3 protein-coding genes (1 of these 3 running past the window's edge) are annotated in these 26,241 nt (G+C 63.0%); all 3 read left to right on the forward strand.

Translation table 11 applies throughout. From position 1 onward, the window contains the following. Tightly spaced (each overlapping or abutting the next), the 3 genes in view from BK667_RS21605 to BK667_RS21615 form a layout consistent with a single transcriptional unit that may run on beyond the window. Positions 1-12,354, forward strand: a complete 12,354-nt coding sequence (locus BK667_RS21605) for a non-ribosomal peptide synthase/polyketide synthase (protein ID WP_123598829.1) — start codon at positions 1-3, stop codon at positions 12,352-12,354. Beyond that, a complete protein-coding gene (locus tag BK667_RS21610; protein ID WP_123598830.1) occupies positions 12,354-25,889 on the forward strand; it encodes a non-ribosomal peptide synthase/polyketide synthase in 13,536 nt (4,511 codons plus the stop codon). The genes BK667_RS21605 and BK667_RS21610 overlap by 1 nt, the downstream gene beginning before the upstream one ends. Then, positions 25,886-26,241, forward strand: partial view of a non-ribosomal peptide synthetase gene (locus BK667_RS21615; protein ID WP_123598831.1) — the 5' portion only. 2,938 nt of this gene lie beyond the right edge of the window; the window shows 356 of its 3,294 coding nt (coding positions 1-356); it begins with the start codon at positions 25,886-25,888; the stop codon falls past the right edge of the window. Before BK667_RS21610 ends, BK667_RS21615 begins: the two co-directional genes overlap by 4 nt.

Below are 26,241 nucleotides of genomic sequence, written 5' to 3' on the forward strand. Positions count from 1 at the left end.
ATGAATGCTGAAGACTCCTTGAAACTTGCTCGCCGGTTTATCGGGTTGCCCCTGGAAAAGCGCCAGATGTTCCTCGCGGCCTTGCACAAGGAGGGCGTGGATTTCGCCCGTTTCCCGATCCCGCAAGGGGTTGAGGCCCAAGACCGGCAAGCACTGTCCTACGCCCAGCAACGCATGTGGTTCCTGTGGCAACTGGACCCGCACAGCGGCGCCTACAACTTGCCCGGTGCGGTGCGCCTGACCGGCCAGTTGAACCTGGCGGCGCTGGATCAGGCGTTTGCCAGTCTGGTGGCGCGTCATGAAACCCTGCGCACGGTGTTCCAGCGTCAGCCGGACGACCGCCTGCAACAAGTGCCGGCCAGTGCGCCGCTGGTGATCGAGCAGGTCGACTTCAGCGCGTTGTCGGTGGCCGAGCGTGAGCACGCGGTCGCCCAGGCTGCCGAGCAACAATCGTTGCTGCCGTTCGACCTGGCGGTCGGTCCGCTGCTGCGGGTCAAGTTGCTCAAGCTTGCGGAGCAGGAACACGTGTTGCTGCTGACCCTGCACCACATCGTCTCCGATGGCTGGTCGATGAACGTGTTGATCGACGAGTTCATCCGTTGCTATGACGCCCATGATGCGGGCGCTCAACCGCAACTCGCGCCGTTGCCGATCCAGTACAGCGACTACGCCTTGTGGCAGCGCCGCTGGCTGGAAGCGGGGGAGCAGGCGCGTCAGCTGGAATACTGGCAAGCGCAGTTGGGCGACGAGCATCCGGTGCTGGAGCTGCCCATCGATCACCCTCGCCCGGCGATGCCGAGCTATCGTGGCACGCGCCATGAATTCGCGGTGGACGGGCAATTGGCCGAGCAACTGCGCGCGACGGCGCAGAAGCACAACATCACGTTATTCATGTTGCTGCTGGGAGCCTTCAACGCGTTGCTGCATCGCTATACCGGGCAGACCGACATCCGCGTCGGTGTGCCGATCGCCAACCGCAACCGTGGCGAAATCGAAGGCCTGATCGGTTTCTTCGTCAACACCCAAGTGCTGCGCACCCAGCTCGATGGCCAGACCCGGGTGGTCGATCTGCTCGCCGGCATCAAGGAAACCGCCCTCGGTGCCCAGGCCCATCAGGACCTGCCGTTCGAGCGCTTGGTGGAAGCCTTGAAGCTGGAACGCAGCCTCAGCCACACGCCGTTGTTCCAGGTGATGTACAACCACCAGCCCCACGTCGCTGATATCACCACGGTGACCACGGCCTCGGGCCTGGAACTGGGCATGATCGACTGGGAAGGGCGCACCACCCAATTCGACCTGACCCTGGATACCTATGAAAAAGCCGGCAAGCTGCACGCCGCGTTGACCTACGCCAGCGACCTGTTCGACGCCGCGACCATCGAACGCATGGCCCGACACTGGACGCGTCTGTTGCAAGCCATGGTCGGCGATGTCACCCAGCGTATCGGTGAGCTGCCGCTGCTGGACGCCAGCGAACACCAGACGCTGGTGCACGACTGGAACCGCACCGCGCAAACCTATCCGACCGAACAGTGCATCCATCAGTTGATCGAAGCCCAGGCTTCGCGCACGCCAGACAACGTCGCGCTGGTGTTCGGCGATGTGACGCTGAGCTACGGGCAGCTGGACGCCCGGGCCAATCAACTGGCTCAACTGCTGCGCGAACACGGCGTTGGCCCGGATGTGCTGGTGGGGATCGCTGTTGAGCGGTCGATTGAAATGGTCGTCGGGCTGCTGGCGATTCTCAAGGCCGGTGGCGCCTATGTGCCGCTGGACCCGGAATACCCGCAGGAACGCCTGGCCTACATGATCGAAGACAGCGCGATTGCGCTGTTGTTGACCCAAAGCGCCCTGGTGCAGCGCCTGCCGACCGAGGGTGTGACCGTGATCACCCTCGACCAGCCGACCGATTGGCTGGATAGCTACAGCGCTGCCCGCGTGCCCGTGGTGATGCACAGCCTGAACCTGGCCTACGTGATCTACACCTCCGGTTCCACCGGTAAACCCAAAGGTGCCGGCAACAGCCATGCCGCGCTGGTCAACCGTTTGTGCTGGATGCAGCGGGCGTACGGCCTCGATGGCAGCGACGGGGTGTTGCAGAAAACCCCGTTCAGCTTTGACGTGTCGGTCTGGGAATTTTTCTGGCCGCTGATGACCGGCGCCCGTCTGGTGGTGGCCGCACCGGGTGAGCACCGCGAGCCGGCGCGCTTGATCGAGACCATCGGCCGTCATCAGATCAGCACGTTGCATTTTGTACCGTCGATGCTCCAGGCGTTCATTCATGAGCCGGGCGTCGAGGTCTGCACCAGCCTCAAGCGCATTGTCTGCAGTGGTGAAGCGCTGCCGCTGGATGGGCAGTTGCAAGTGTTCAGCAAATTGCCGAAGGCCGGTTTGTACAACTTGTACGGCCCGACCGAAGCTGCCATCGACGTCACCCACTGGACCTGTGTCGATGAAGGCGCCGACAGCGTGCCGATTGGCCAGCCGATTGCCAACCTGCGCACCCATGTGCTCGACGCACAATTGCTGCCGGTGCCGGCGGGCGTCGCGGGTGAGTTGTACCTCGGTGGCGCCGGTCTGGCGCGCAGCTACCACCGTCGTCCGGGGCTGACCGCCGAGCGTTTCGTGCCGTGCCCGTTCCATGACGGCGCGCGCCTGTACCGCACCGGTGACCGGGTTCGCCAGCGTGCGGACGGGGTCATCGAATACCTGGGACGTCTCGATCATCAAGTCAAACTGCGCGGCTTGCGCATCGAGTTGGGCGAGATCGAAACCCGTCTGATGCAACACCCGCTGGTGCGTGAAGCGGTGGTGCTGGTGCCGGGCGGCAAACATCTGGTTGGCTATCTGGTACTGGAAAGCGCCGAGCCTGACGCGCAATGGCAACAAACCCTCAAGGCCTGGTTGCTCGGCAGTTTGCCGGAATACATGGTGCCGACGTACCTGATGCCACTGGCCAAATTGCCGGTGACCGCCAACGGCAAACTCGACCGCAAAGCCTTGCCCGAGCCGGAAGCTGCCGTGCAGCAAGCCTTCGTCGAACCCCAGGACAAATTGCAAAAAGCCCTCGCGGCGATCTGGCAGGACGTGCTCGGTGTCGAGCGCATTGGCCTGGAAGACAACTTCTTCGAACTGGGCGGTGATTCGATCATTTCGATCCAGGTGGTCAGTCGTGCCCGACAGGCCGGGATCCGCCTCAGTCCGCGAGATCTGTTCCAGTATCAAACCGTGCGCAGCCTGGCGCTGGTGGCGACGGTCGATCACCTGACCCGCGTCGATCAAGGCCCGGCCAGCGGTGCCGTGCTGCTGACGCCGGTGCAGCATTATTTCTTCGAACAACCGATGGCCGAGCGCGGGCACTGGAACCAGTCATTGCTGCTGGCGCCCCGGGAGACACTGCAAGCCCAATGGCTTGAAAGTGCGCTGGTGCGGTTGATTAATCATCACGATGCCTTGCGTTTGCGCTTTGTCGACGGTGCGCAAGGCTGGCAGCAACGTTATGCCGGCGAAGTCAGCGAGTCCGGGTTGTGGCAACGCCAGGCCGACAGCGCTGAAGCCCTGGCCACCCTGTGCGATGAGGCCCAGCGCAGCCTTGATTTGCAGGACGGTCCGCTGTTGCGGGCGATGTTGGTGACCTTGGCCGATGGCACCCAGCGTCTGTTGCTGGTGATCCATCACCTGGCAGTGGATGGCGTGTCGTGGCGGGTGTTGCTGGAGGATTTGCAGCAGGCTTACACGCAACTGGAAAGCGGCGGTGCGATTGTCCTGCCGAGCAAGACCAGCGCTTATCAAGCCTGGGCCGAGGGTCTTCAGCAACATGCGCCAGTGCTGAGCGAAGAACTGGCTTACTGGCAGCAGCAAACCAGCGCACAGGCATTGCCGTGTGATCGTCCCGACGGTCGCCTGGACAATCGCTTCGGGCAAAAAATCGAATGGCGTCTCGACAGCGAATTGACCCGCCAGTTGCTGCAACGCGCTCCGGCGGCTTACCGCACCCAGGTCAACGATTTGCTGCTCACTGCTCTGGCGCGGGTCATCTGCCGTTGGAGCGGCCAGCCAGCGGCGTTGATTCAGCTCGAAGGCCACGGTCGCGAAGACCTGTTCGATGAACTCGACCTGACCCGCACCGTGGGTTGGTTCACCAGCCTGTTCCCGGTCAGCCTGCAACCGGCGGCAACGCTGGCGGACTCGATCAAAACGGTCAAGGAACAACTGCGCGCGGTCCCGGGCAAGGGCCTGGGTTATGGCGTGTTGCGCTACCTCGGCGAACCGGCGCAGCGCGAGCAGCTCGCGGCCCTGGCGCCGCCACGGATCACCTTTAACTACCTGGGGCAGTTCGATCGTCAGTTCGACGAATCGGCGCTGTTTGTACCGTCCACCGAACGCAGTGGCGTGGCTCAGGATCCTTCGGCACCGTTGGCCAACTGGCTGACCGTCGAAGGGCAGGTCTACGGCGGCGAGTTGTCCATGAGCTGGGGCTTCAGCCACGAGATGTTTGACGCGGCGACCATCCAGCAATTGGTCGACAGCTACGGCGCCGAACTCCGAACGCTGATCGAGCATTGCGCTGCACTGGAAACACCACAGGCCACGCCGTCAGACTTCCCGCTGGCACACATCACCCAGGCGCAACTGGATGCATTGCCCGTGGCCGTCGGGCTACTCGACGACCTGTATCCACTGTCGCCGATGCAGCAGGGCTTGTTGTTCCACACCCTCTACGAGCAAGCGGCCGGCGAGTACATCAATCAGTTGCGGGTCGACGTCCGGGGCATTGATCCCGAGCGTTTCCGCGCCGCGTGGCAAGCCACCGTCGATGCCCAGGACATTCTGCGCAGCGGTTTTGTCTGGCAGGGTGAGCTTGAGCAGCCGCTGCAAATCGTCCACAAACAGGTGCAGTTGCCGTTCAGCGTGCTGGACTGGCGCGCCCGTGGCGATGACGCCGCCGCCCTCGACGGCCTGGCCGACGCCGAGCGCCAACAAGGTTTCGACTTGACCCAGGCGCCGTTGCTGCGTCTGGTGCTGGTGCACACCGCCGCCGATCAATGGCACCTGATTTACACCCATCACCACATTCTGATGGATGGCTGGAGCAACTCGCAGCTGCTGGGCGAAGTCTTGCAGCGTTATCGTGGTCGGGCGCCGCTGGCGGCTGCCGGGCGTTATCGCGATTACATCGGCTGGCTGCAACGTCAGGACGGGCAACTGAGCGAGGACTTCTGGGGCGAGCAATTGGCGTCTCTGCAAGAGCCGACCCGGTTGGCGCGTGTGGTGTCGGGCAATGAAGCCCAGAGCGGACACGGCGATCATTTCCAGACCGTGCAAGCCACTCGCACTCAAGGGCTGGAGGCGTTTGCCCGTCAGCAGAAAGTGACGCTCAACACCCTGGTGCAAGCGGCGTGGCTGCTGTTGCTGCAGCGCTATACCGGTCACGAAACGGTGGCCTTCGGCGCCACGGTCGCCGGGCGTCCGGCGGACTTGCCGGGCATCGAGCAACAAGTCGGCCTGTTCATCAATACCTTGCCCGTCATCGGCACACCGCGCCCGGACCAGAGCGTCGGTGCCTGGCTGCAAACCGTGCAGGCGCAAAACCTCAGCCTGCGGGAATTCGAACACACGCCACTGGCGGATATTCAGCGTTGGGCCGGGCAGGGCGGCGAGGCGTTGTTCGACAACATTCTGGTGTTCGAGAACTACCCGATTGCCCAGGCGCTGCAACAAGGCGCGGAACAAGGCGTGGTGTTCGGTGAAGTCACCAGCCTTGAACAAACCCACTATGCGTTGAGCGTTGCCGTGACCCTCGGCGAGACGCTGGCGTTGCATTACAGCTTCGAGCGCGCGCATTTCGCCGCCGATGTGATCGAACGCATCAGTACGCAGTTGCTGCAATTGCTCGAGCAGTTTGCCGAGTCCGCCGAACGCAACCTCGGCGAAATCGCCCTGGCCAGTCCGCAGGAACTGGCGCTGCAACTGGCCAACAACCAGCCGCAACCGTACCCGGTGGATGTCGCCGTGCATCGGCGCATCGCTCAATGGGCGGCCCAGGGCCCGGAGCGCACGGCGGTGATTTTTGCCGGCCAGCGTTTCAGCTATGGCGACATCGACCGCCGCGCCAATCAACTGGCCCATGCACTGATCGCTCGCGGTGTCGGCCCGGAAACCCGGGTCGGCGTGGCGTTGCCGCGCAGTGAAGGGGTGATCGTCGCTCTGCTGGCGGTGCTCAAGGCCGGTGGCACCTATGTGCCGCTGGACACCAGCTATCCACGGGAACGCCTGGCGTATCTGATCCAGGATTCCGGGCTGGCGTTGTTGCTGACCGACTCTCGTGTCTCGGCACAATTGCCCCTCGACGAAGCGACTCAGGTGCTGGAACTCGACCGCCTCGACCTCAGTGGCCAGCCACTCGATGCGCCGCAGGTGCAACTCGATCCGCAGAACCTCGCGTACGTGATCTACACCTCCGGCTCCACCGGTAACCCCAAAGGGGTGAGCGTGGCCCACGGCCCGTTGGCGATGCATTGCCAGGCGATTGGCGAGCGCTATGAAATGCGCGACAGCGACTGCGAATTCCACTTCATGTCGTTTGCCTTCGACGGTGCCCATGAGCGCTGGCTGACCAGCCTAACCCACGGCGCGTCGCTGCTGATCCGCGATGACAGCCTGTGGACCCCGGAACAGACCTACAACGCCATGCGCGACCACGGCGTCTCCGTCGTCGCGTTCCCGCCGGTGTACCTGCAACAACTGGCCGAACACGCCGAGCGCGAAGGTCATCCGCCGAAGGTGCGCATCTACTGCTTTGGTGGCGATGCGGTGCCGGCCGCGAGTTTCGAACGGGTCAAGCGCGCCCTCGATCCGGACTACATCATCAACGGCTACGGCCCCACCGAAACCGTGGTCACGCCGCTGATCTGGAAGGCCGGGCGCGAAGTGCCGTGCGGCGCTGCCTACGCGCCCATCGGCAGCCGCATCGGTGACCGCAGCGCCTACGTGCTCGACGCCGACCTGAACCTGCTGCCCCAAGGCATGGCCGGTGAGTTGTACCTGGGTGGCACCGGTCTGGCCCGGGGTTACCTGAACCGTCCGGGCCTGACCGCCGAGCGCTTTGTCGCGGATCTGTTCAGCAATATCGGTGGCTTGCTGTACCGCACCGGCGACCTGGTGCGCCAGCGCGCCGACGGCACGTTCGATTACCTGGATCGCATCGATAACCAGGTGAAGATCCGCGGTTTCCGTATCGAACTCGGCGAAATCGAAGCCCGCCTGCAAGCCCTCGAGGGCGTGCGCGAAGCCGTGGTGGTCGCCCAGGAAGGCACCGCCGGCAGCGGCAAGCGTCTGGTGGCCTACGTGGTGGCCGATGCACTGAATGCGGCGCGGGTTGATTTTGCCGAGAGCTTGCGCGAGCAACTGAAAGTCGCCTTGCCGGCGCACATGGTGCCAGCTTATCTGTTGCTGCTTGAGCGTCTGCCACTGACGCCGAACGGCAAACTCGATCGCAAGAACCTGCCCAAGCCCGATGTCAGTCAATTGCAGCAAGCCTACGTGGCGCCGCAAAGCGCGCTGGAGCAGCAACTGGCGACGATCTGGCAGGACGTGCTCAAGCTCGATCAGGTTGGCCTCAGCGATAACTTCTTCGAGCTGGGCGGTGATTCGATCATCTCGATCCAGGTGGTCAGCCGCGCTCGTCAGGCCGGGATTCGCTTCACGCCCAAAGACTTGTTCCAACACCAGACCATCCAGGCCTTGGCCTCGGTGGCGCGCTTGGGTGAGCAGATCCAACTCATCGATCAGGGCCCGGTCACCGGCAAACTGGCGTTGTTGCCGGTGCAGCAAGTGTTCTTCGCCCAGGCCATCCCTGAGCGTCAGCACTGGAATCAGGCGGTGATGCTCAAACCAACGCAAGCCCTCGACGCCGCTGTGCTTGAGCAGGCGTTGGGCGCGTTGATTGCTCATCACGATGGCTTGCGCTTGAGTTTTATTGAGCAAGCCGATGGCTGGCAGGCGCAGTACCGCGCCATCAATGAACAGGCCGAAGGGATTGTCTGGGCCGTGGATGTCGCCGACGCCAAAGGCCTGGAAGCCGTGGCCAACAAAGCGCAACGCAGCCTGAACCTGCAAGACGGGCCGCTGGTGCGCGCGGTGCTGGCCAACCTCGACGACGGCAGCCAGCGCTTGTTGCTGGCGATCCATCACCTGGTGGTGGACGGGGTGTCGTGGCGGATTCTGTTTGACGATCTGCAAACCGCGTATCGCCAATTGTCGGCGGGCGAACCGCTGCAATTGCCGGCCAAGACCAGTGCCGCCAAGGCTTGGGCCGAACACTTGCAAACCTATGCCCGCAGTGCTGCGTTGCAACAGGAACTGGCGTATTGGCAACACCAGTTGCAAGGCGCCGACGTGGCGTTGCCGTGGGATAACCCTGAAGGCGGGCAGCAAAACCGCCATGCGCTGACCGTGCGCACGCAACTGAACAAGGCGCTGACCCGTCAACTGCTGCAAGACGCCCCGGCGGCCTACCGCACTCAGGTCAACGACCTGCTGCTGACCGCACTGGCCCGCGTCATGGTGCGCTGGACCGGGGCCGACAGCACGTTGATCCAACTCGAAGGCCATGGCCGCGAAGAGCTGTTCGACGGCGTTGACCTGACCCGCACCGTGGGCTGGTTCACCAGCCTGTATCCGGCCAAACTGACGCCGACTGCCGACCTCGGTGGCTCGCTGAAACAGATCAAGGAACAACTGCGCGGCATCCCGAACAAAGGCATCGGTTTTGGTGCGTTGGCGCATTTGGGCGACGACGCCGCACGTGCTGCGCTGGGCCAATTGCCGGCCCCGCGCCTGACGTTCAACTACCTGGGGCAGTTCGACGGCAGCTTCACCGAAGCCGACGGCGCGCTGTTCGTGCCGTCCAGTGAAGCGGCCGGCGATGAACTGGACGCCGGGGCGCCACTGGCCAACCACTTGGCCCTCAACGGTCAGGTCTACGGCGGTGAACTGAACCTGGGCTGGACCTTCAGCCGCGAGATGTTCAACGAGGCCACCATCCAACAACTGGCTGACGATTACGCGCTGGAACTGCAAGCGCTGATCGCCCATTGCTGCGAGGCCGGGCAACACGGCGTCACGCCGTCGGACTTCCCGCTGGCGCGCTTGAGCCAGGCGCAACTGGACGCTTTGCCATTGGCGCCGCAGTTGATCGAAGACCTTTATCCGTTGTCGCCGATGCAGCAGGGCATGCTGTTCCACGCGGTGTACGAAGCAGCCACCGGCGATTACATCAACCAGATGCGCCTGGACGTTGAAGGGCTGGACCCCGAGCGTTTCCATCAGGCCTGGCAAGCGGCGGTGGAGGCCCATGACATTCTGCGCACCCGTTTCGTCTGGCAGGGTGAACTGGACGCGCCGGTGCAAGTGGTCAGCAAGCACGTGCAGATGCCTTACAGCCTGCATGACCTGCGCGCCGAGCCGCAGCTTGAACACGCATTGCAGGCCCTCGCCGATATCGAGCGCCAGCGCCTGGACCTGAGCGCATCGACCTTGTTGCGCCTGGTGATTGCGCGGGTCGACGATAACCGTCATCACCTGATCTACACCAACCATCACATCCTGATGGACGGCTGGAGCAACTCGCAGTTGCTCGGCGAAGTGCTGCAACGCTACAGCGGTCAATTCCAGGCCACACACGGCGGGCGTTATCGCGATTACATCGACTGGCTGCAACGCCAGGACGCCGCCGCCAGCGAAGCCTTCTGGCTGCCGGCGCTGCGCAACCTCGACGAGCCGACTCGCCTGGCCCAAGCCATGGCCCGGCCAGCGGACGCCGACGCGCAGGGTTATGCCGATCACTTCCAGGTGCTGGACGCCGAACAGACCTCGCGTCTGAGCGAGTTTGCCCGGGCCTCGAAAGTCACGGTTAACACCCTGGTGCAAGCGGCGTGGCTGCTGTTGCTGCAACGCTATACCGGCAAAGCCACCGTGGCGTTTGGCGCGACTGTGGCCGGGCGTCCTGCCGATCTGCCGGGTGTCGAGCAACAGATCGGTCTGTTCATCAACACCTTGCCGGTGATCGCCAGCCCACAGGCGCAGCAATCCCTTGGCAGTTGGTTGCAAGCGGTGCAGGCGCAGAACCTGGCGCTGCGCGAGTTTGAACACACCGCGTTGTTCGATATCCAGCGTTGGGCTGGGCAGGGCGGCGAAGCCCTGTTCGACAGCATCATGGTGTTCGAGAACTACCCGATTTCCCAGGCATTGGAACAGGGCGCACCGCAGGGACTGCGCTTTGGCGCGGTGGCCAACCACGAACAGACCAACTACCCGTTGACGCTGCTGGTGAGCCTGGACCGTCAATTGTCGGTGCACATGAGCTATCAGCGCGGCAGTTTTGCCCAGGCGACCATCGAGCAATTGGCGGCGCATTTGCAACATCTGCTGAGCCAGATGACCGCGCCAGAACGTTGCCTCGGTGATCTGGTGTTGCTGGACGAAACTGAACAACAGCAAGTGCTGGTGGACTGGAACCCGGTTGACGAAGCGTTCGCCCAGGACCTGTGCATTCACCAGTTGATCGATCAACACGTGGCGGCGCAACCCCACGCATTGGCGGTGACCTTCGCCAACCAGCAACTGACCTACACCGAACTCGACGTCCGAGCCAATCGCCTGGCTCACAAGCTGATCGAATTGGGCGTCGGCCCGGAAGTGCGGGTCGGCGTGGCGATGCAGCGCTCCGACAGTCTGTTGGTCGCATTGCTGGCGGTGCTCAAGGCCGGTGGCGCCTACGTGCCGCTGGACCCGGATTACCCGGCCGAGCGCGTGGCCTACATGCTTGAAGACAGTCGTGCCCTCGTGCTGCTGACCGAACAAGCCATTGCCGCCACGCTGTCGGTGAATGCCGGCACCCCAGTGCTGTGGATGGATCAGGTCGAAGCGCAACTGGCGGCTTATCCGCACACGGCGCCGGTCACCCGCGTCACGCCGGACAACCTGGCCTACGTGATCTACACCTCCGGTTCCACCGGCAAACCCAAAGGCGTGTCCATTGCCCATCGCAACGTGCTGGCGCTGATCGACTGGTCGCAGTCGGTCTACAGCCGCGACGACATCCAAGGGGTGCTGGCCTCGACATCGGTGTGTTTCGACCTGTCGGTGTGGGAGCTGTTTGTCACCCTGGCCAATGGCGGCTCGCTGATCATCGCTCGTAACGCCTTGGAGCTGGCGCAATTGCCGGCCCGGGATCAGGTGCGCTTGATCAACACGGTGCCGTCGGCGATCAATGCACTGCTGGGCGCCGATCAGATTCCGCCGAGCGTGCGCATCATCAACCTCGCCGGTGAACCCCTCAAGCAAGCATTGGTGGAGGCGCTCTACGGGCTAGCGACGGTCGAGCATGTTTTCGACCTGTACGGCCCGTCGGAAGACACCACCTATTCCACCTGGACCCGGCGCGAGGCGGGCGGCAAAGCGAACATCGGCCGAGCGCTGAAACACACCGCCAGTTACGTGCTGGATGCCGATCTGCAACCGGTGCCGGTCGGTGTGTCGGCCGAGCTGTACCTGGCCGGCGCCGGCATCACTCGCGGTTACCTGGCGCGTCCCGGCATGACCGCCGAGAAGTACGTGCCGAACCCGTTCTCCAGCACGGGCGAACGCCTGTACCGCACCGGCGACTTGTGCCGCTATCAGGCCGACGGCGTGCTCGAATACCGCGGCCGTATCGACCATCAAGTGAAGATCCGTGGTTTCCGCATCGAGCTGAGTGAAATCGAAGCGCGCTTGCTGCAACAACCCCAGGTGCGTGAGGTGGCGGTACTGGCCCAGGAAGCCCAGGGTGGTCAACAACTGGTGGCTTATGTGGTCGCGTCGTCACTGGACCTGAATGCGGCTGACGCTCAGCGTCAATTGCGCGATGAACTCAAGGCCGGGCTCAAGGCCAGCCTGCCGGACTACATGGTCCCGGCGCATCTGCTGTTCATCGAACAGCTGCCACTGACCCCTAACGGCAAGCTCGACCGCAAGGCGTTGCCGACGGTGGACGCGAGCCAGTTGCAGGCCAGTTATGTCGCGCCGGGCAGCGAGCTTGAGCAGCAAGTCGCCGCCATTTGGCAGCACGTGTTGACCGTTGAGCGCATCGGTTTGAACGACCACTTCTTCGAGCTCGGCGGCCACTCGCTGCTGGCCGTCAACGTGGTCTCGCGGGTCGCCCTCGAACTGGGCCTGACCCTGACCCCGCAATTGCTATTCCAGTACCCCGTCCTCAGGGATTTCGTCGCGCAACTCGACACCGACGGCGGGGCTATCAACGAACAGAAACTGAACAAGCTGGAAAGCCTGCTTGACGAAATGGAGGAAGTCTAATGGACAAGAGTGTTGCTTTGAGGATTGCCAAGCGCTTTATCACTCTGCCGCTGGACAAGCGTAAGTTGTACCTGGAGAAGATGCTCGAAGAGGGCGTCTCCCCGGCGAACTTGCCGATTCCGGAGGTCAAGTCCGGGTTTGAATCGATCCCGTTGTCCTACGCCCAGGAACGCCAGTGGTTCCTCTGGCAGATGGACCCCCACAGCACCGCCTATCACATCCCCAACGCCTTGCGCCTCAAGGGTGCACTGGATGTGCCGGCGCTGGAGCGCAGCTTCAATGCGCTGGTGCAGCGCCATGACAGCCTGCGCACGACGTTCATTGAGCAGGACGAAAAAACCGTCCAGGTGATCCACGGACAGATGCCGATCAGCATCGACGTTCAAGCCCTCGACGGCGACCTGGCCCCGGCGCTGCTGGACGAGCGCATCAAGGGGTTTGTCGAGCAGGAAACTCACCGGCCCTTCGATTTACAGCACGGGCCGCTGCTGCGGGTGTCGCTGCTCAAGGTCGCTGATGACGATCACGTCCTGGCATTGATTCAGCACCACATCATCTCCGATGGCTGGTCGATGCAAGTGATGGTCAAGGAATTGATTCAGCACTATGTCGCCCAGACGTCCGGCCAGCCCTTGACCTTGCCTGAGCTGACCGTGCAATACGCCGACTACGCGATCTGGCAGCGGCATTGGCTCGAAGCCGGGGAACGTGAGCGGCAACTGGCTTACTGGACCGCCACCCTGGGCGGTGAGCAAACCGTGCTGGAGCTGCCCGTCGATCATCCGCGCCCGGCCCTGCAAAGCTTTCGCGGTGCGCGCCTGGACCTGAACCTGCCCACCGCCCTGGCCACCTCGCTCAAGCAACTGGCCCAGCGCGAAGGCGCCAGCCTGTTCATGGTGTTGCTGGCCTCGTTCCAGGCTTTGTTGCATCGCTACAGCGGCCAGGCTGACATCCGCGTCGGCGTGCCCGTGGCCAACCGCAACCGGGTGGAAACCGAAGGCCTGATCGGCTTCTTCGTCAACACCCAGGTACTCAATGCCCAGGTGCACGGGCAGTTGCCGTTCAATCAATTGCTGGCCCAGGTCAAGCAATCGGCGATGGCGGCCCAGGCGCATCAGGACTTGCCGTTCGAACAACTGATCGAAGCGCTGCAACCGGAACGCAGCCTGAGCCACAGCCCGGTGTTCCAGGTGATGTACAACCACCAGGCGCTGAATGACCAGACCCAGCAACAGAGCCGGGTGCAACTGCCGCAACTGAGCGTCGAAAGCATCGTTTGGGAAGGGCGCACCGCGCAATTCGACCTGACCCTGGGGACCTACGAATCCAGCGACGGCGTGTCGGCTGAGCTGACCTACGCCACGGATTTGTTCAAACCGGCGACCATCGAACGTCTGGCGCGGCATTGGCAAAATTTGCTGCAAGGCATTGTCGACGATTGTTCGCAGCGCATCGGCGAATTGCCGTTGCTCGACGACGGCGAGCAAACCGTGCTGTTGCAGGATTGGCACCGTGTGGTCGAGCACGCCGCGCAAGCACCGTGCGTGCAGCAGCGCATTGCTGCTCAGGCGGAACAGACGCCGGATGCGGTGGCGTTGATTGTCGGCGGCGATTGTTTGACCTATGCGCAACTGGACGCCCGCGCCAACCGGCTCGCGCACAAACTGATCGAAGCCGGCGTCGGCCCGGATCGACTGGTGGGCATTGCCGTCGAGCGCAGCGTGGAAATGATCGTTGGCCTGTTGGCGATTCTCAAGGCTGGTGGTGCTTATGTGCCGCTGGACCCGGCGTATCCCGAGGATCGCCTGGCCTACATGATTGAGGACAGCGGCCTTAAGTTGCTGCTGACCCAATCCCATCTGCAAGCGCAGTTGCCGATTCCGGCCGGGCTCAACACCTTGCTGCTCGATCAGCCGCAAGAGTGGCTGGCAGCGTATCCGCAGACCTGTCCGACGGTAGCGCTGAATGGCGAACATCTGGCCTACGTGATTTACACGTCGGGCTCCACCGGAAAACCGAAAGGCGTGATGGTGCGCCACGCTGCCCTGTGCAATTTCGTTGAAAGCATGGTCCATCAGCCGGGTCTGAATGCCCAGGACCGCATGCTGTCGCTGACCACCTTCTCGTTCGATATTTTCGGCCTGGAAATCTACGGTCCATTGTTGGCCGGTGCGCGTGTGGTGCTAACCGGCAAGGACGTGCATCAAGACCCGCAAGCGGTGCTCGAACTGATCGAACGCCACGGCGTGACCGTGTTGCAAGCCACGCCATCGACCTGGCGCATGCTGCTCGACAACGAACAGGCGTCGATCCTGGCGGGCCGCACGTTCCTGTGTGGCGGTGAAGCACTTCCGCAAGAACTGGCTCAGCGCATGCTCGCGCTATCGCCAAAAGTCTGGAACCTCTACGGCCCGACCGAGACCACGATCTGGTCGGCGCTGCATCCGCTGACCCGCGAGAACACTCAGCCGTACCTCGGCAAGCCGATCGACAACACCGCGCTGTACATCCTTGGCAGTGATCTGGAACTCAACCCGATTGGCGCACCGGGTGAATTGCTGATCGGCGGCGATGGCCTGGCTCGCGGTTATTTCCAGCGTCCGTCGTTGACTGCCGAACGCTTTGTGCCGGACCCGTTTTCGTTCAGCGGCGAGCGTTTGTACCGCACCGGCGACCTGACCCGTTATCGCGCCGAGGGCGTGATCGAGTACATCGGCCGGATCGACCATCAAGTGAAAATCCGTGGCTTTCGCATCGAACTCGGTGAGATCGAAGCCCGTTTGCTGGCCCTCGATAGCGTGCGTGAAACCGTGGTGGTGGCGCAGGACGGCCCGACCGGTCCGCAACTGGTGGGCTACGTGGTGGCGGCGACGGCTTACGAAGACGAAGCCATGTTGCGCGCCGAACTCAAGGCCACTCTCAAGGCCGAATTACCGGAATACATGGTGCCCGCGCACCTGTTATTCCTCGCGCAACTGCCCCTGACCCCCAACGGCAAGGTGGACCGCAAGGCGTTGCCATCGCCGGATGCCAGTCTGCTGCAATCGACTTACCTCGCGCCGCAGACCGCCACCCAGCACAAAGTGGCCGAGATCTGGCAAGCGGTGCTCAAGCTTGAGCAAGTCGGTCTGAGCGACAATTTCTTCGAACTCGGCGGCCACTCATTGCTGGTCACCCAAGTGATTTCCCGCGTGCGCCAGGCCTTGAATGTCCAGGTGCCGTTGCGCACGTTGTTCGAGCACAGCACCTTGCAGGACTTCGTCGCGGCGCTTGGCGTCGAGCCGGCCCACGCCGAGCCTGCCATGGTTGCGCTGCCACGTCAGCAACCGATGGCGCTGTCCTACGCCCAGGAACGCCAGTGGTTCCTCTGGCAATTGGAACCGACCAGCAGCGCCTATCACGTGCCAGCGGCATTGCGCCTGCGCGGCAGCCTGGACCTGAAGGCGTTGCAGAACAGCTTCGATACGCTGATCACCCGCCACGAATCCCTGCGCACGCGCTTCATTCAGCAGCACGAACAAATCTGGCAGCAGATCGACGCGCCATCGCCCCTGGCCCTTACGGTGCAAGAACTGGATGGCGAGATTGATGATGATCGTCTCAAGGCACTGGTGGCCGAGGAAACCCTGGCGCTGTTCGACCTGCAACAAGGTCCGTTGCTGCGGGTCAAGTTACTGAAACTGGCCGCCGACGATCACGTCCTGGTGCTGACCCTGCACCACATCGTTTCCGATGGTTGGTCGATGCAGGTCATGGTCGATGAACTGATCGAACTCTACGCCGGTTACAGCGCCGGGCAGCCGCGTCAACTGCCGGCCCTGGCGGTGCAATACGCTGACTACGCGGTGTGGCAACGGCAGTGGATGGAGGCCGGTGAACGGGAGCGGCAACTGGGTTACTGGACCGCGCAACTGGGCGGTGATCAACCGTTGCTGGAATTGCCGGCGGACCGTCCACGTCCGGCCGAGCAAAGCTATCGCGGCGCGCGCCAGGACATCCCGCTGAATGCGGAACTGGCCGCTGCCCTGAAGCACGTGGCACAACGGGAAAACGTCACCCTGTTTGCGCTGTTGCTGGCGTCGTTCCAGACCTTGCTGCATCGCTACAGCGGTCAGGCCGACATCCGCGTCGGCGTGCCGGTGGCCAACCGCAACCGCCTCGAAACCGAAGGCTTGATCGGCTTCTTCGTTAACACTCAAGTGCTGAAGGCCGAGATCGACAGCCAGCAGACTTTCCGTGGTTTGCTGCAACAGGTCAAAAACACCGTGCTCGGTGCCCAGGCCCATCAGGACCTGCCGTTCGAGCAACTGGTGGATGCCCTGCAACCGGAACGCAGCCTCAGCCACAGTCCGTTGTTCCAGGTGATGCACAACCACCAGAGCCAGGCCCGTGAAGCGCGGGGCGCGGCGCGTCTGCCGCAGATCGAGATCGAAGGGCTGACCTGGGCTTCGCACACGGCCAAGTTCGACCTGACCCTCGACACTTTTGAATCCGTCGACAATGTCTGGGCCGAGCTGACCTATGCCACCGACCTGTTCGACGCCGCGACCATGGCGCGGATGGCGCAACATTGGACGAATCTGCTGAACGCCATCGTCGCCGATTGCGGTCAGCGCGTCGCCGAGTTGCCGTTGCAAGACAGCGCCGAACGCGCGGCCACGCTATTGCAGTGGAACCCGGCCGTGGCTGATTTCCCGAGCCAGCATTGCCTGCACGAGCTGATCGAAGCCCAGGCCCTGCGCGCCCCCGAAGCGATTGCCGTGACCTGTGGCGAGCAAAGTTTGAGCTATGCCGAACTCAATGCCCGAGCCAACCCACTGGCGCACAAACTGATTGAAAACGGTGTCGGGCCGGACGTGCGCGTCGGCCTCGCGGTCGAGCGCAGCCTGGACATGCTGGTCGGTCTGCTGGCGATCCTCAAGGCCGGCGGCGCCTATGTACCGCTGGACCCGACCTATCCCGAAGAACGCCTGGCCTACATGATCAGCGACAGCGGCATTGGCCTGCTGTTGACCCAAAGCCATCTGCTCGGTCGTTTGCCGGTGCCGGATTCGGTGCGCAGCCTGATGCTGGATCAGGATCGCGACGGCCTCGAAGGCTACAGCGATGCCAATCCGCAGGTGGTCATGAGCCCGGATAACCTGGCTTACGTGATCTACACCTCCGGTTCCACCGGTCAGCCGAAGGGCACCTTGCTCGCCCATCACAACGTGTTGCGCCTGTTCGAAGCGACCCAGGACTGGTTCAGTTTCGGCCCACAAGATGTGTGGAGTTTGTTCCACTCCTACGCTTTCGATTTCTCGGTCTGGGAAATTTTCGGCGCGCTGCTGTACGGCGGCAAACTGGTGGTGGTTCCTTATGAAGTCAGCCGTTCACCGGACGACTTCTACGCCTTGCTCTGCCGCGAAGGCGTCAGCGTACTCAACCAGACGCCGTCGGCGTTCAAGCAGTTGATGCAAGTGGCGTGCGCACCGGAACACGCCGCGCTGCAACCGTCCCTGCGTTACGTGGTGTTCGGTGGCGAGGCGCTGGAGGTCAAGAGCCTGCGCCCCTGGTTCGAGCGTTTTGGCGATCAGGCTCCGCAACTGATCAACATGTATGGCATCACCGAAACCACGGTCCACGTGACCTACCGTCCGTTGACTATGGCCGACCTGCAACGTGACGCGAGCAGCCCGATTGGCGAGCCGATCCCGGACTTGTCCTGGTACTTGCTCGACGGTGATCTGAACCCGGTGGCCAAAGGTTGCATCGGCGAGTTGTACGTCGGTCGCGCCGGTCTGGCCCGGGGTTATCTGAACCGCACCGACCTGACCTGCCTGCGCTTTATCCCGGACCCGTTCGCCGCTGACGGCGGCCGCTTGTACCGCACCGGCGACCTGGCGCGGTATCGCGCTGACGGCGTGATCGAGTACGTCGGACGCATCGACCATCAAGTGAAGATTCGCGGTTTCCGCATTGAACTCGGCGAAATCGAAGCGCAACTGCTGGAACAAGGCGCCATCCGCCAAGCGGTGGTGCTGGCGCAACCGGGCCTCAGTGGTCAGCAATTGGTCGCCTGGCTGGTGCCGGCCGACGCTGGGTTGCTCGACGCCGACCCTACCGAACAAGGCCAGTGGCGCGACAGCGTGCGGGCCACGCTCAAGGAAAACCTGCCGGATCACATGATCCCGGCGCACCTGTTGCTGCTGGCGCAATTGCCGCTGACCGGCAACGGCAAACTCAACCGCAACGCCTTGCCATCCCCGGACGCGAGCCAGGCGCAGCAGACTTATCAGGCCCCGCAAAGCGTGCTGGAACAACGCATTGCAGCGATTTGGCAGGACGTTTTGAAGCTGCCGCAAGTGGGGCTCAACGACAACTTCTTCGAACTCGGTGGCGATTCGATCATCTCGATCCAAGTGGTCAGCCGTGCCCGTCAACTGGGGATTCGCCTGAGCCCCAAAGACCTGTTCCAGCACCAGACCGTGCAACGTCTGGCGCTGGTGGCCCAGGTTGGTGACAGCGAGTCCGGCATCGATCAAAACGCGGTGAGCGGCGCGGCGTTGCTGTTGCCGATCCAGCAGCAGTTCTTCGACGATGAAATCCCCGAGCGTCATCACTGGAACCAGTCGGTGCTGCTCAAGCCCCGGATGGCGCTGGATGCGGAGATAGTCGAGCAGGTATTGCAGGCATTGGTGGCCCATCACGATGCCTTGCGCCTGAGCTTCACTCAGCACAACGATGGTTGGGTGGCGGAACATCAGTCGATTGAACAGCAGCAGCCGTTGCTGTGGCAGGAATCGGTCGCCGATGCGGCTGCGCTCGAAGCCTTGGGCAACCGCGCCCAGCGCAGTCTCGACCTGCAACAAGGTCAACTGCTGCGCGCCGTGTTGGCGACGTTGGCCGATGGCAGTCAGCGTCTGTTGCTGGTGATCCATCACCTGGCGGTGGATGGCGTGTCGTGGCGGATCCTGCTGGAAGACCTGCAAAACGGTTACCAGCAAGTGCTCGACGGCCAGGCCCCGAAGCTGCCGGCCAAGACCAGTGCCTTCAAGGACTGGAGCGAGCAGTTGCAGCGCTACGCCAACAGCCCGGCGCTGCAACAGGAACTGAGTTACTGGCAAGCCTGCCTGAGTGATGTGAACACTGATTTGCCGTGCCTGCGCGCCGATGCCGGCCAGCAGAATCATCTGCGGATCAACGTGCAGACCCGTCTCAACCAGAGCCTGACCCGGCAATTGCTGCAGGAAGCCCCGGCGGCGTATCGCACTCAGGTCAACGACCTGTTGCTGACCGCGTTGGCGCGGGTGATCGGGCGCTGGACCGGGCAGGCATCGACGCTGATCCAGCTCGAAGGCCATGGTCGCGAAGAGCTGTTCGATGGGGTTGATCTGACCCGCACCGTCGGTTGGTTCACCAGCCTGTTCCCGGTGCGCCTGACCCCGGCCAGTGAGCCCGGCGCAGCGATCAAGCAGATCAAGGAGCAACTGCGCTCGATCCCGAACAAGGGCATCGGTTTCGGCGCCCTGCGTCACCTCGGTGACGAGCAGGCGCAGCAATCCCTGCGTGCACTGCCGAGCCCACGGATCACCTTCAACTACCTCGGCCAGTTCGACGGCAGTTTCGAGGGCGATGACGCGGCGCTGTTCACCCCGGCGCAAGACAACGCCGGGCTGGATCAAAGCCTTGAGGCGCCGATGGGTAACTGGCTGACCCTCAATGGCCAGGTGTATGGCGGCGAACTGAGCGTCGGCTGGAGTTTCAGCCGCGAACGTTTCGACACGGCCACCATTGAACGTCTGGCCGAGGACTACGCCGAGGAACTGGCGGCGCTGATCGCCCATTGCGTGACCCCGGGCGTCCAGGGCCTGACGCCGTCGGACTTCCCGTTGGCCGGCCTGACTCAGGCACAACTCGACAGCGTGCCGGTCGCGCCGCAGCAGATCGCCGATATCTATCCGCTGTCGCCGATGCAGCAGGGCATGCTGTTCCACACCCTCTACGAACAACAGGCCGGCGACTACATCAATCAGATGTGCGTGGATGTCGAAGGCCTGAACGTCGAGCGTTTCCACGAGGCCTGGCAAGCGGCGGTGGATGCGCACGATGTGCTGCGCAGCAGTTTTGTCTGGGACGGTGAGTTCAAGCGCCCGTTGCAGGTGATTCACAAGCAATTGGCCGTGCCGTTCACCTTCCATGACTGGCGCGCCCACAGCGATGTGGCCCTGGCGCTCACCGAACTGGCGGCTGTGCAGCGTCAGCAGGGTTTTGACCTGGCGAACGCACCGTTGCTGAGCCTGACGGTGGTGCGTCTCGACACCGAGCGCTATCACCTGATCTACACCAGCCATCACATCCTGATGGACGGCTGGAGCAATTCGCAGCTGTTGGGCGAAGTGCTGCAACGCTACAGCGGCCAGGCCCCGGCGAACACGGCGGGGCGTTATCGCGACTACATCGAATGGCTGACCCGGCAAGACGCCCAGGTCACTGAAGGGTTCTGGAAAGGCCAATTGGCCGCGTTCGAGGAACCGACCCGGTTGGCCAAGGCGCTGGTGTGGACCGGCAGCGAAGCGGGCAATACCGCCCAAGGCGAACACTTCCTGACCCTGGACCTGGCGCAGACCGCCGGGCTCAATGCATTTGCGCGGGAACAGAAAGTCACTCTCAACACGATGGTGCAAGCCGCCTGGCTGCTGCTGTTGCAACGCTACACCGGCCTCGACACGGTCAGCTTCGGCGCCACGGTGTCCGGGCGTCCGGCGCAACTGGTCGGGGTCGAGCAACAGATCGGTCTGTTCATCAACACCTTGCCGGTCATCGCCAGCCCACGGGCCGAACAGCCATTGGCGCAGTGGTTGCAACAGGTGCAAGCGCAGAACCTGGCGTTGCGTGAGCAGGAACATACCGCGCTGTTCGACATCCAGCGTTGGGCCGGGCAGGGTGGCGAAGCCCTGTTCGACAACATTCTGGTGTTCGAGAACTACCCGATCTCCGAAGCCCTGCAACAAGGCGCGCCGCAAGACCTGCGCTTCGGTGAAGTGGGTAACTTCGAACAGACCAATTACCCGCTGACCCTGGCGGTCAACCTCGGCGCCGAGTTGTCGTTTCAATTGAGCTACGACCGCCAGCAGTTCGATGACGCGTCGATTGAACAACTGGCCGCGCACCTCGCGCGCCTGTTGTTGCAAATGGTCGAGGCACCTGCCGCCAGTGCCGTGGGCGATCTGGCCCTGGTATCGGTTGTTCGCGAGCCGTTGGCACTGCCGACCGATGACGTGTGTGTTCAGCGTTTGTTTGAACGGCAAGCCGAGCGCACGCCGCACGCACTGGCGCTGATTTTCGACGAGCAACGCTTGAGCTACATGCAGCTGAATGCCCAGGCCAACCAATTGGCCCAGGTGCTGCTGCAACACGGTGTCGGCCCGGAAGTGTTGGTGGGCATCGCGGTCGAGCGTTCGACCCAGATGATCATCAGCCTGTTGGCGGTGCTCAAGGCCGGGGGCGCCTACGTGCCGCTGGATCCGGATTACCCGGCCGAGCGCCTCGGCGCGATGATCGAGGACAGTGGCCTGCGCGTGCTATTGACCCAAAGCCACCTCGCGGCGACGTTGCCAACAGCGCCGGGCGTGACCGTCCTGAGCCTGGATCAACTGGTTTATCCGGCCCAGACCGACAACCTGCCTGAGCGCAGCGCCCCGCAAAACCTCGCGTATGTGATGTTCACTTCTGGCTCCACCGGGCGTCCGAAAGGTGTCGGCATCACCCACTCGGCGCTGACCCGTCACGCCCAGGTGGCGCTGGACTTCCTCGGCCTCACGCCGCAGGACCGTTCGCTGCAATTTGCCACGTTCAACTTCGATGCCTTCGTCGAGCAGCTTTACCCGGCGCTGATTTGCGGCGCCTCGGTGGTGCTGCGCGGGCCGGACATCTGGGACAGTGAAACCTGGTACCGCGAATTGCTCGACAAGCAGTTCAGCGTCAGCGACCTGACCACCGCTTACTGGAACATGCTGGCCAAGGACTTCGCAGCAGCCGGTCAGCGCGATTACGGCGTGCTGCGCCAAGTGATCGTCGGTGGCGAAGCCATGCCGCCGGAAGGCGTTGCGGCTTGGGGCAAGGCTGGTCTGGCTCACGTGCGCCTGCTCAACACCTACGGCCCGACCGAAACCACGGTCAGCGCCACGGTGCTCGATTGCAGCGACTACGTGTCCGGTCGCAGCCCGTTGCCGGTGAGCATGCCGATTGGTCAGGCGTTGGGCGGTCGGGCGATTCATGTGCTTGATACCCAAGGCCAACCGGCGCCGGTCGGGGTGGTCGGTGAGTTGGTGATTGGCGGTGAGTTGCTGGCGCGCGGCTACTTCCAGCGCCCGGAATTGACCGCCGAGCGCTTCATTCCCGATCCGTTCGATCCACTGGGCGGTGGCCGGGTGTACCGCACCGGCGATCTGGCGCGTTATCGCGCCGACGGGGTGATCGAGTACGTCGGGCGTCTGGATCATCAAGTGAAGATTCGCGGTTTCCGCATCGAACTCGGTGAAATCGAAACCCATCTGCTGCAGGTTCCTGCGGTGCGTCAGGCACTGGTGGTCGCCCAACCGGGCGCCATCGGTCAGCAATTGGTCGCTTACGTGGTGTTCGACGATCCGACGCACCTCAGTGGCGATGCGTCCGCGCTGGCGGCGCTGCGCGATGACATCAAGGCGCGGCTCAAGGCCAGCCTGCCGGATTACATGGTGCCGGCCCATGTGCTGTTCCTCGAACGCCTGCCCCTGAGCCCGAATGGCAAGATCGATCGCAAGGCTTTACCGGGCGTCGATGCCAGTCTGCTGGCGTTGGACTTTGTCGCGCCAGAAGGCGAACTCGAACGGCAGATCGCCGCTGTCTGGCGAGACGTGCTGGAACTGGATCAGGTCGGCCGCGACGATCACTTCTTCGAATTGGGCGGGCATTCCCTGCTTGCCACTCAGGTGGTTTCGCGCCTGCGCAAACTCACGGATTGCACGTTGAGCCTGCGTGACCTGTTCAGCCATCCGCGCCTCAAGGACTTGGCGGCGTGGCTCGCGCAGCAGCAGGGCACGCCTGAGCCGAACGCCCACGGTGTGCTGCTCAAGGCCCACGGCACGCGGCACAGTGCACCGTTGTCACTGGTGCAGCGTCGCTTGTGGATCGCCGAGCAATTGTCCGGCGGCACCGCGGCCTATGGCATGCCGATGGCCCTGCGCTTGCGCGGCGAGTTGTCGGTGGAACGGCTGATCGGCAGCTTCGCCGAGGTGGTGCGTCGTCACGAAGTGCTGCGCACCGCGTACACCCAGGACGATGAAGGCGACCCGATTGCGGTGATTGCCGAGCAGGTCGAACTGGATTTCCCGGTGATCGACTTGTCCGGTCTATCCCGCAGCGCCCAGGAAGAATGGGTGGCACAAGCGGCACTGGAAAACGCGCGCACGCCGATTGATATGGAGCACGCGCCGCTGTTGCGCGGGCGGATCCTGCACCTGGGGCCGACCGAGCACGTGATGCTGTATGCGATGCATCACATCATTTCCGACGGTTGGTCGATGGGCCTGCTGGTCAACGAGTTGGTGCAGATTTACGAGCGCACCAAGGCCGGTGACCTGAACCCGCTGCCGGCGCTGGAGGTGCAGTATTCCGACTTCGCGATCTGGCAGCAGGAGCTAGAGCAGCATGGTGTGCTGGCGCGTCAGGCCGACTATTGGAAAACGCGACTGGCCGGCTACAACGGGCAGCTGAAATTGCCGTCGGACAACCCTCGTGGTTTGACACCGTCCTATGAGGGCGACGCGGTGCAGTTCCAGCTCACCCCGTCACTCAGCGCGGCGTTGCGCAAGGTGTCCATGGACGCGGGCGTCACGCTGTACAGCACGTTGCTGGCGTCGTTCCAGGTGTTGTTGCACCAGGTCAGCGGCGCTGCGGATGTGCTGGTCGGCGCCGACGTGGCCGGGCGTGAACAGCCGGAACTGGAGCGGCTGATCGGCTTCTTCGTCAACGTCTTGCCCCTGCGTTCGCAGTTCGAAACCGCCACGCCGTTCGCGACGTTCCTGGCCCAGACCCAGGAAAACCTGCTCAGCGCCATGGAGCATCAGGACCTGCCGTTCGACATGATCGTCGACGCCTCGGACGTGCCGCGCCACAAGGGCATGAACCCGCTGGTGCAGGTGTTGTTCGTGATGAATAACCTGCCGGGACGCACCCAGGCCATGGGCGGTTTGAGCGTGGAATCGCTGCCGGCGCTGGAGACCCATTCTAAATTCGACATGGCGTTGTTCGTTGACGATGAAGAAGGGCAATTGCTGGGTAATTGGCAATTCGCCACAACCTTGTTCGGACACGAGCGCATTCAGTACCTGGTGAAGGCCTGGATAGCCCTGTTGGAACAGATCGTCGCTGATCAGGACATTCAATTGGGAGCTATCAGCATGCCAGTCGACAATTTAGCGGTGGCCGCCAAGCCTGCCGTCCCCGGACCCAAGGCCGACAAACTCGGCAAGTTCCTCAAGCGCGGTGCCGCCCCGGCGGCCAAGCCTCGGCCTGCACCGATCCGAGAATCGCTGATGGCCGCGCCACAGCCGTTCCCGCTGCTGCTGGAACCGAACGAGCCGCAGCTGGACTTGATCGAGTGGATCAACCACAACCGGCCGCTGATCGAAGAAAAACTCGCCAAACACGCCGGGATTCTGTTCCGTGGTTTCGAGCTCGATGGCATCCAGGGTTTCGAGGCGTTTGCCGAAGCGATCCAGCCGGGGCTTTACGGCCAGTACGGTGATCTGCCGAAGAAAGAGGGCGGCAAGAACACCTACCGCTCCACGCCGTACCCGGAACGCAAGATGATCCTGTTCCACAACGAGAGCTCCCACCAGGACCGCTGGCCGCGCAAGCAGATGTTCTATTGCGAGCAAGCCGCGCTTATCGGTGGCGCTACGCCGGTGGTGGATTGCCGCTTGATGTACGAAAAACTGCCGGCGGACCTGCGCGACAAGTTCGAGGAAAAAGGCCTGCTCTACGTGCGCACCTTCACCGACAACCTCGACGTGTCCTGGCAGCACTTTTTCAAGACTGAAGACCGCGCCGAAGTCGAGGCCCGTTGCCGGGCCGGCGGCATCGAATGGCGCTGGCTCGACAACAACGAACTGCAAACCCGCACCCCGGCCCCGGCGATCATTCGTCACCCGGTGACCGGCGCCAAATCGTTCTTCAACCAGGTGCAACTGCATCACATCTACTGGCTGGAACCGGATGTGCGCGAGGACCTGCTGTCGATGTTCGGCCTCGAGCGCATGCCGCGCCATGTGTTTTACGGCGACGGCACACCGATCGAAGACGAAGTGATGCAACGCATCGGCGACTTGTACGAAGCATGCGCGGTGCGTTTCGACTGGCAAAAAGGCGACGCCATCCTGCTCGACAACATGCTGGTGGCCCACGCCCGTGACCCGTTCGAAGGCCCGCGCAAGATTGTCGTGGCCATGGGCGACATGTTCGACCGCAGCGCCCTTGAACGCGTAATGAACACCGAGGAAACCGGAGCATGAACGAGGTATCGATGGACCAGCAGGACTTGGGTTACGCCTTGACGCCTGAACAGCAATTGTTGCTGGAACAGTTGCCCAAGGCCCCGGCCTGCGGTGATGCGCTGCGTTTCCTGGAGGTCGGGATCAACGGCGCTCTCGATCCGCAGCGTGTGCAACGGGCGCTCGATGCCTTGCTGGCACAGCAACCGATGTTGGTCGCGCGGCTGGGTAAAGCGGCGGGTTTGCATGGCCTTCGGCAGTTCGTCGGGGGCGCCGAGCGCTTCCCGCTGACCGTGCAGGCGCGGGTCGAAACCCCGGCCGGTATTCAGGCTCAGCTTCGCGAATGGGCGGAGCGTTCTTTTGTCGTCGCAGA

Source organism: Pseudomonas frederiksbergensis (genome assembly GCF_003732705.1).
In the GTDB taxonomy this organism is placed as follows: domain Bacteria; phylum Pseudomonadota; class Gammaproteobacteria; order Pseudomonadales; family Pseudomonadaceae; genus Aquipseudomonas; species Aquipseudomonas frederiksbergensis_F.

Excerpts from the sequence above, each read along its gene's own strand:
- BK667_RS21605 (WP_123598829.1), top strand. The coding sequence starts at position 1 with ATGAATGCTGAAGACTCCTTGAAACTTGCTCGCCGGTTTATCGGGTTG.
- BK667_RS21610 (WP_123598830.1), top strand. The coding sequence starts at position 12,354 with ATGGACAAGAGTGTTGCTTTGAGGATTGCCAAGCGCTTTATCACTCTG.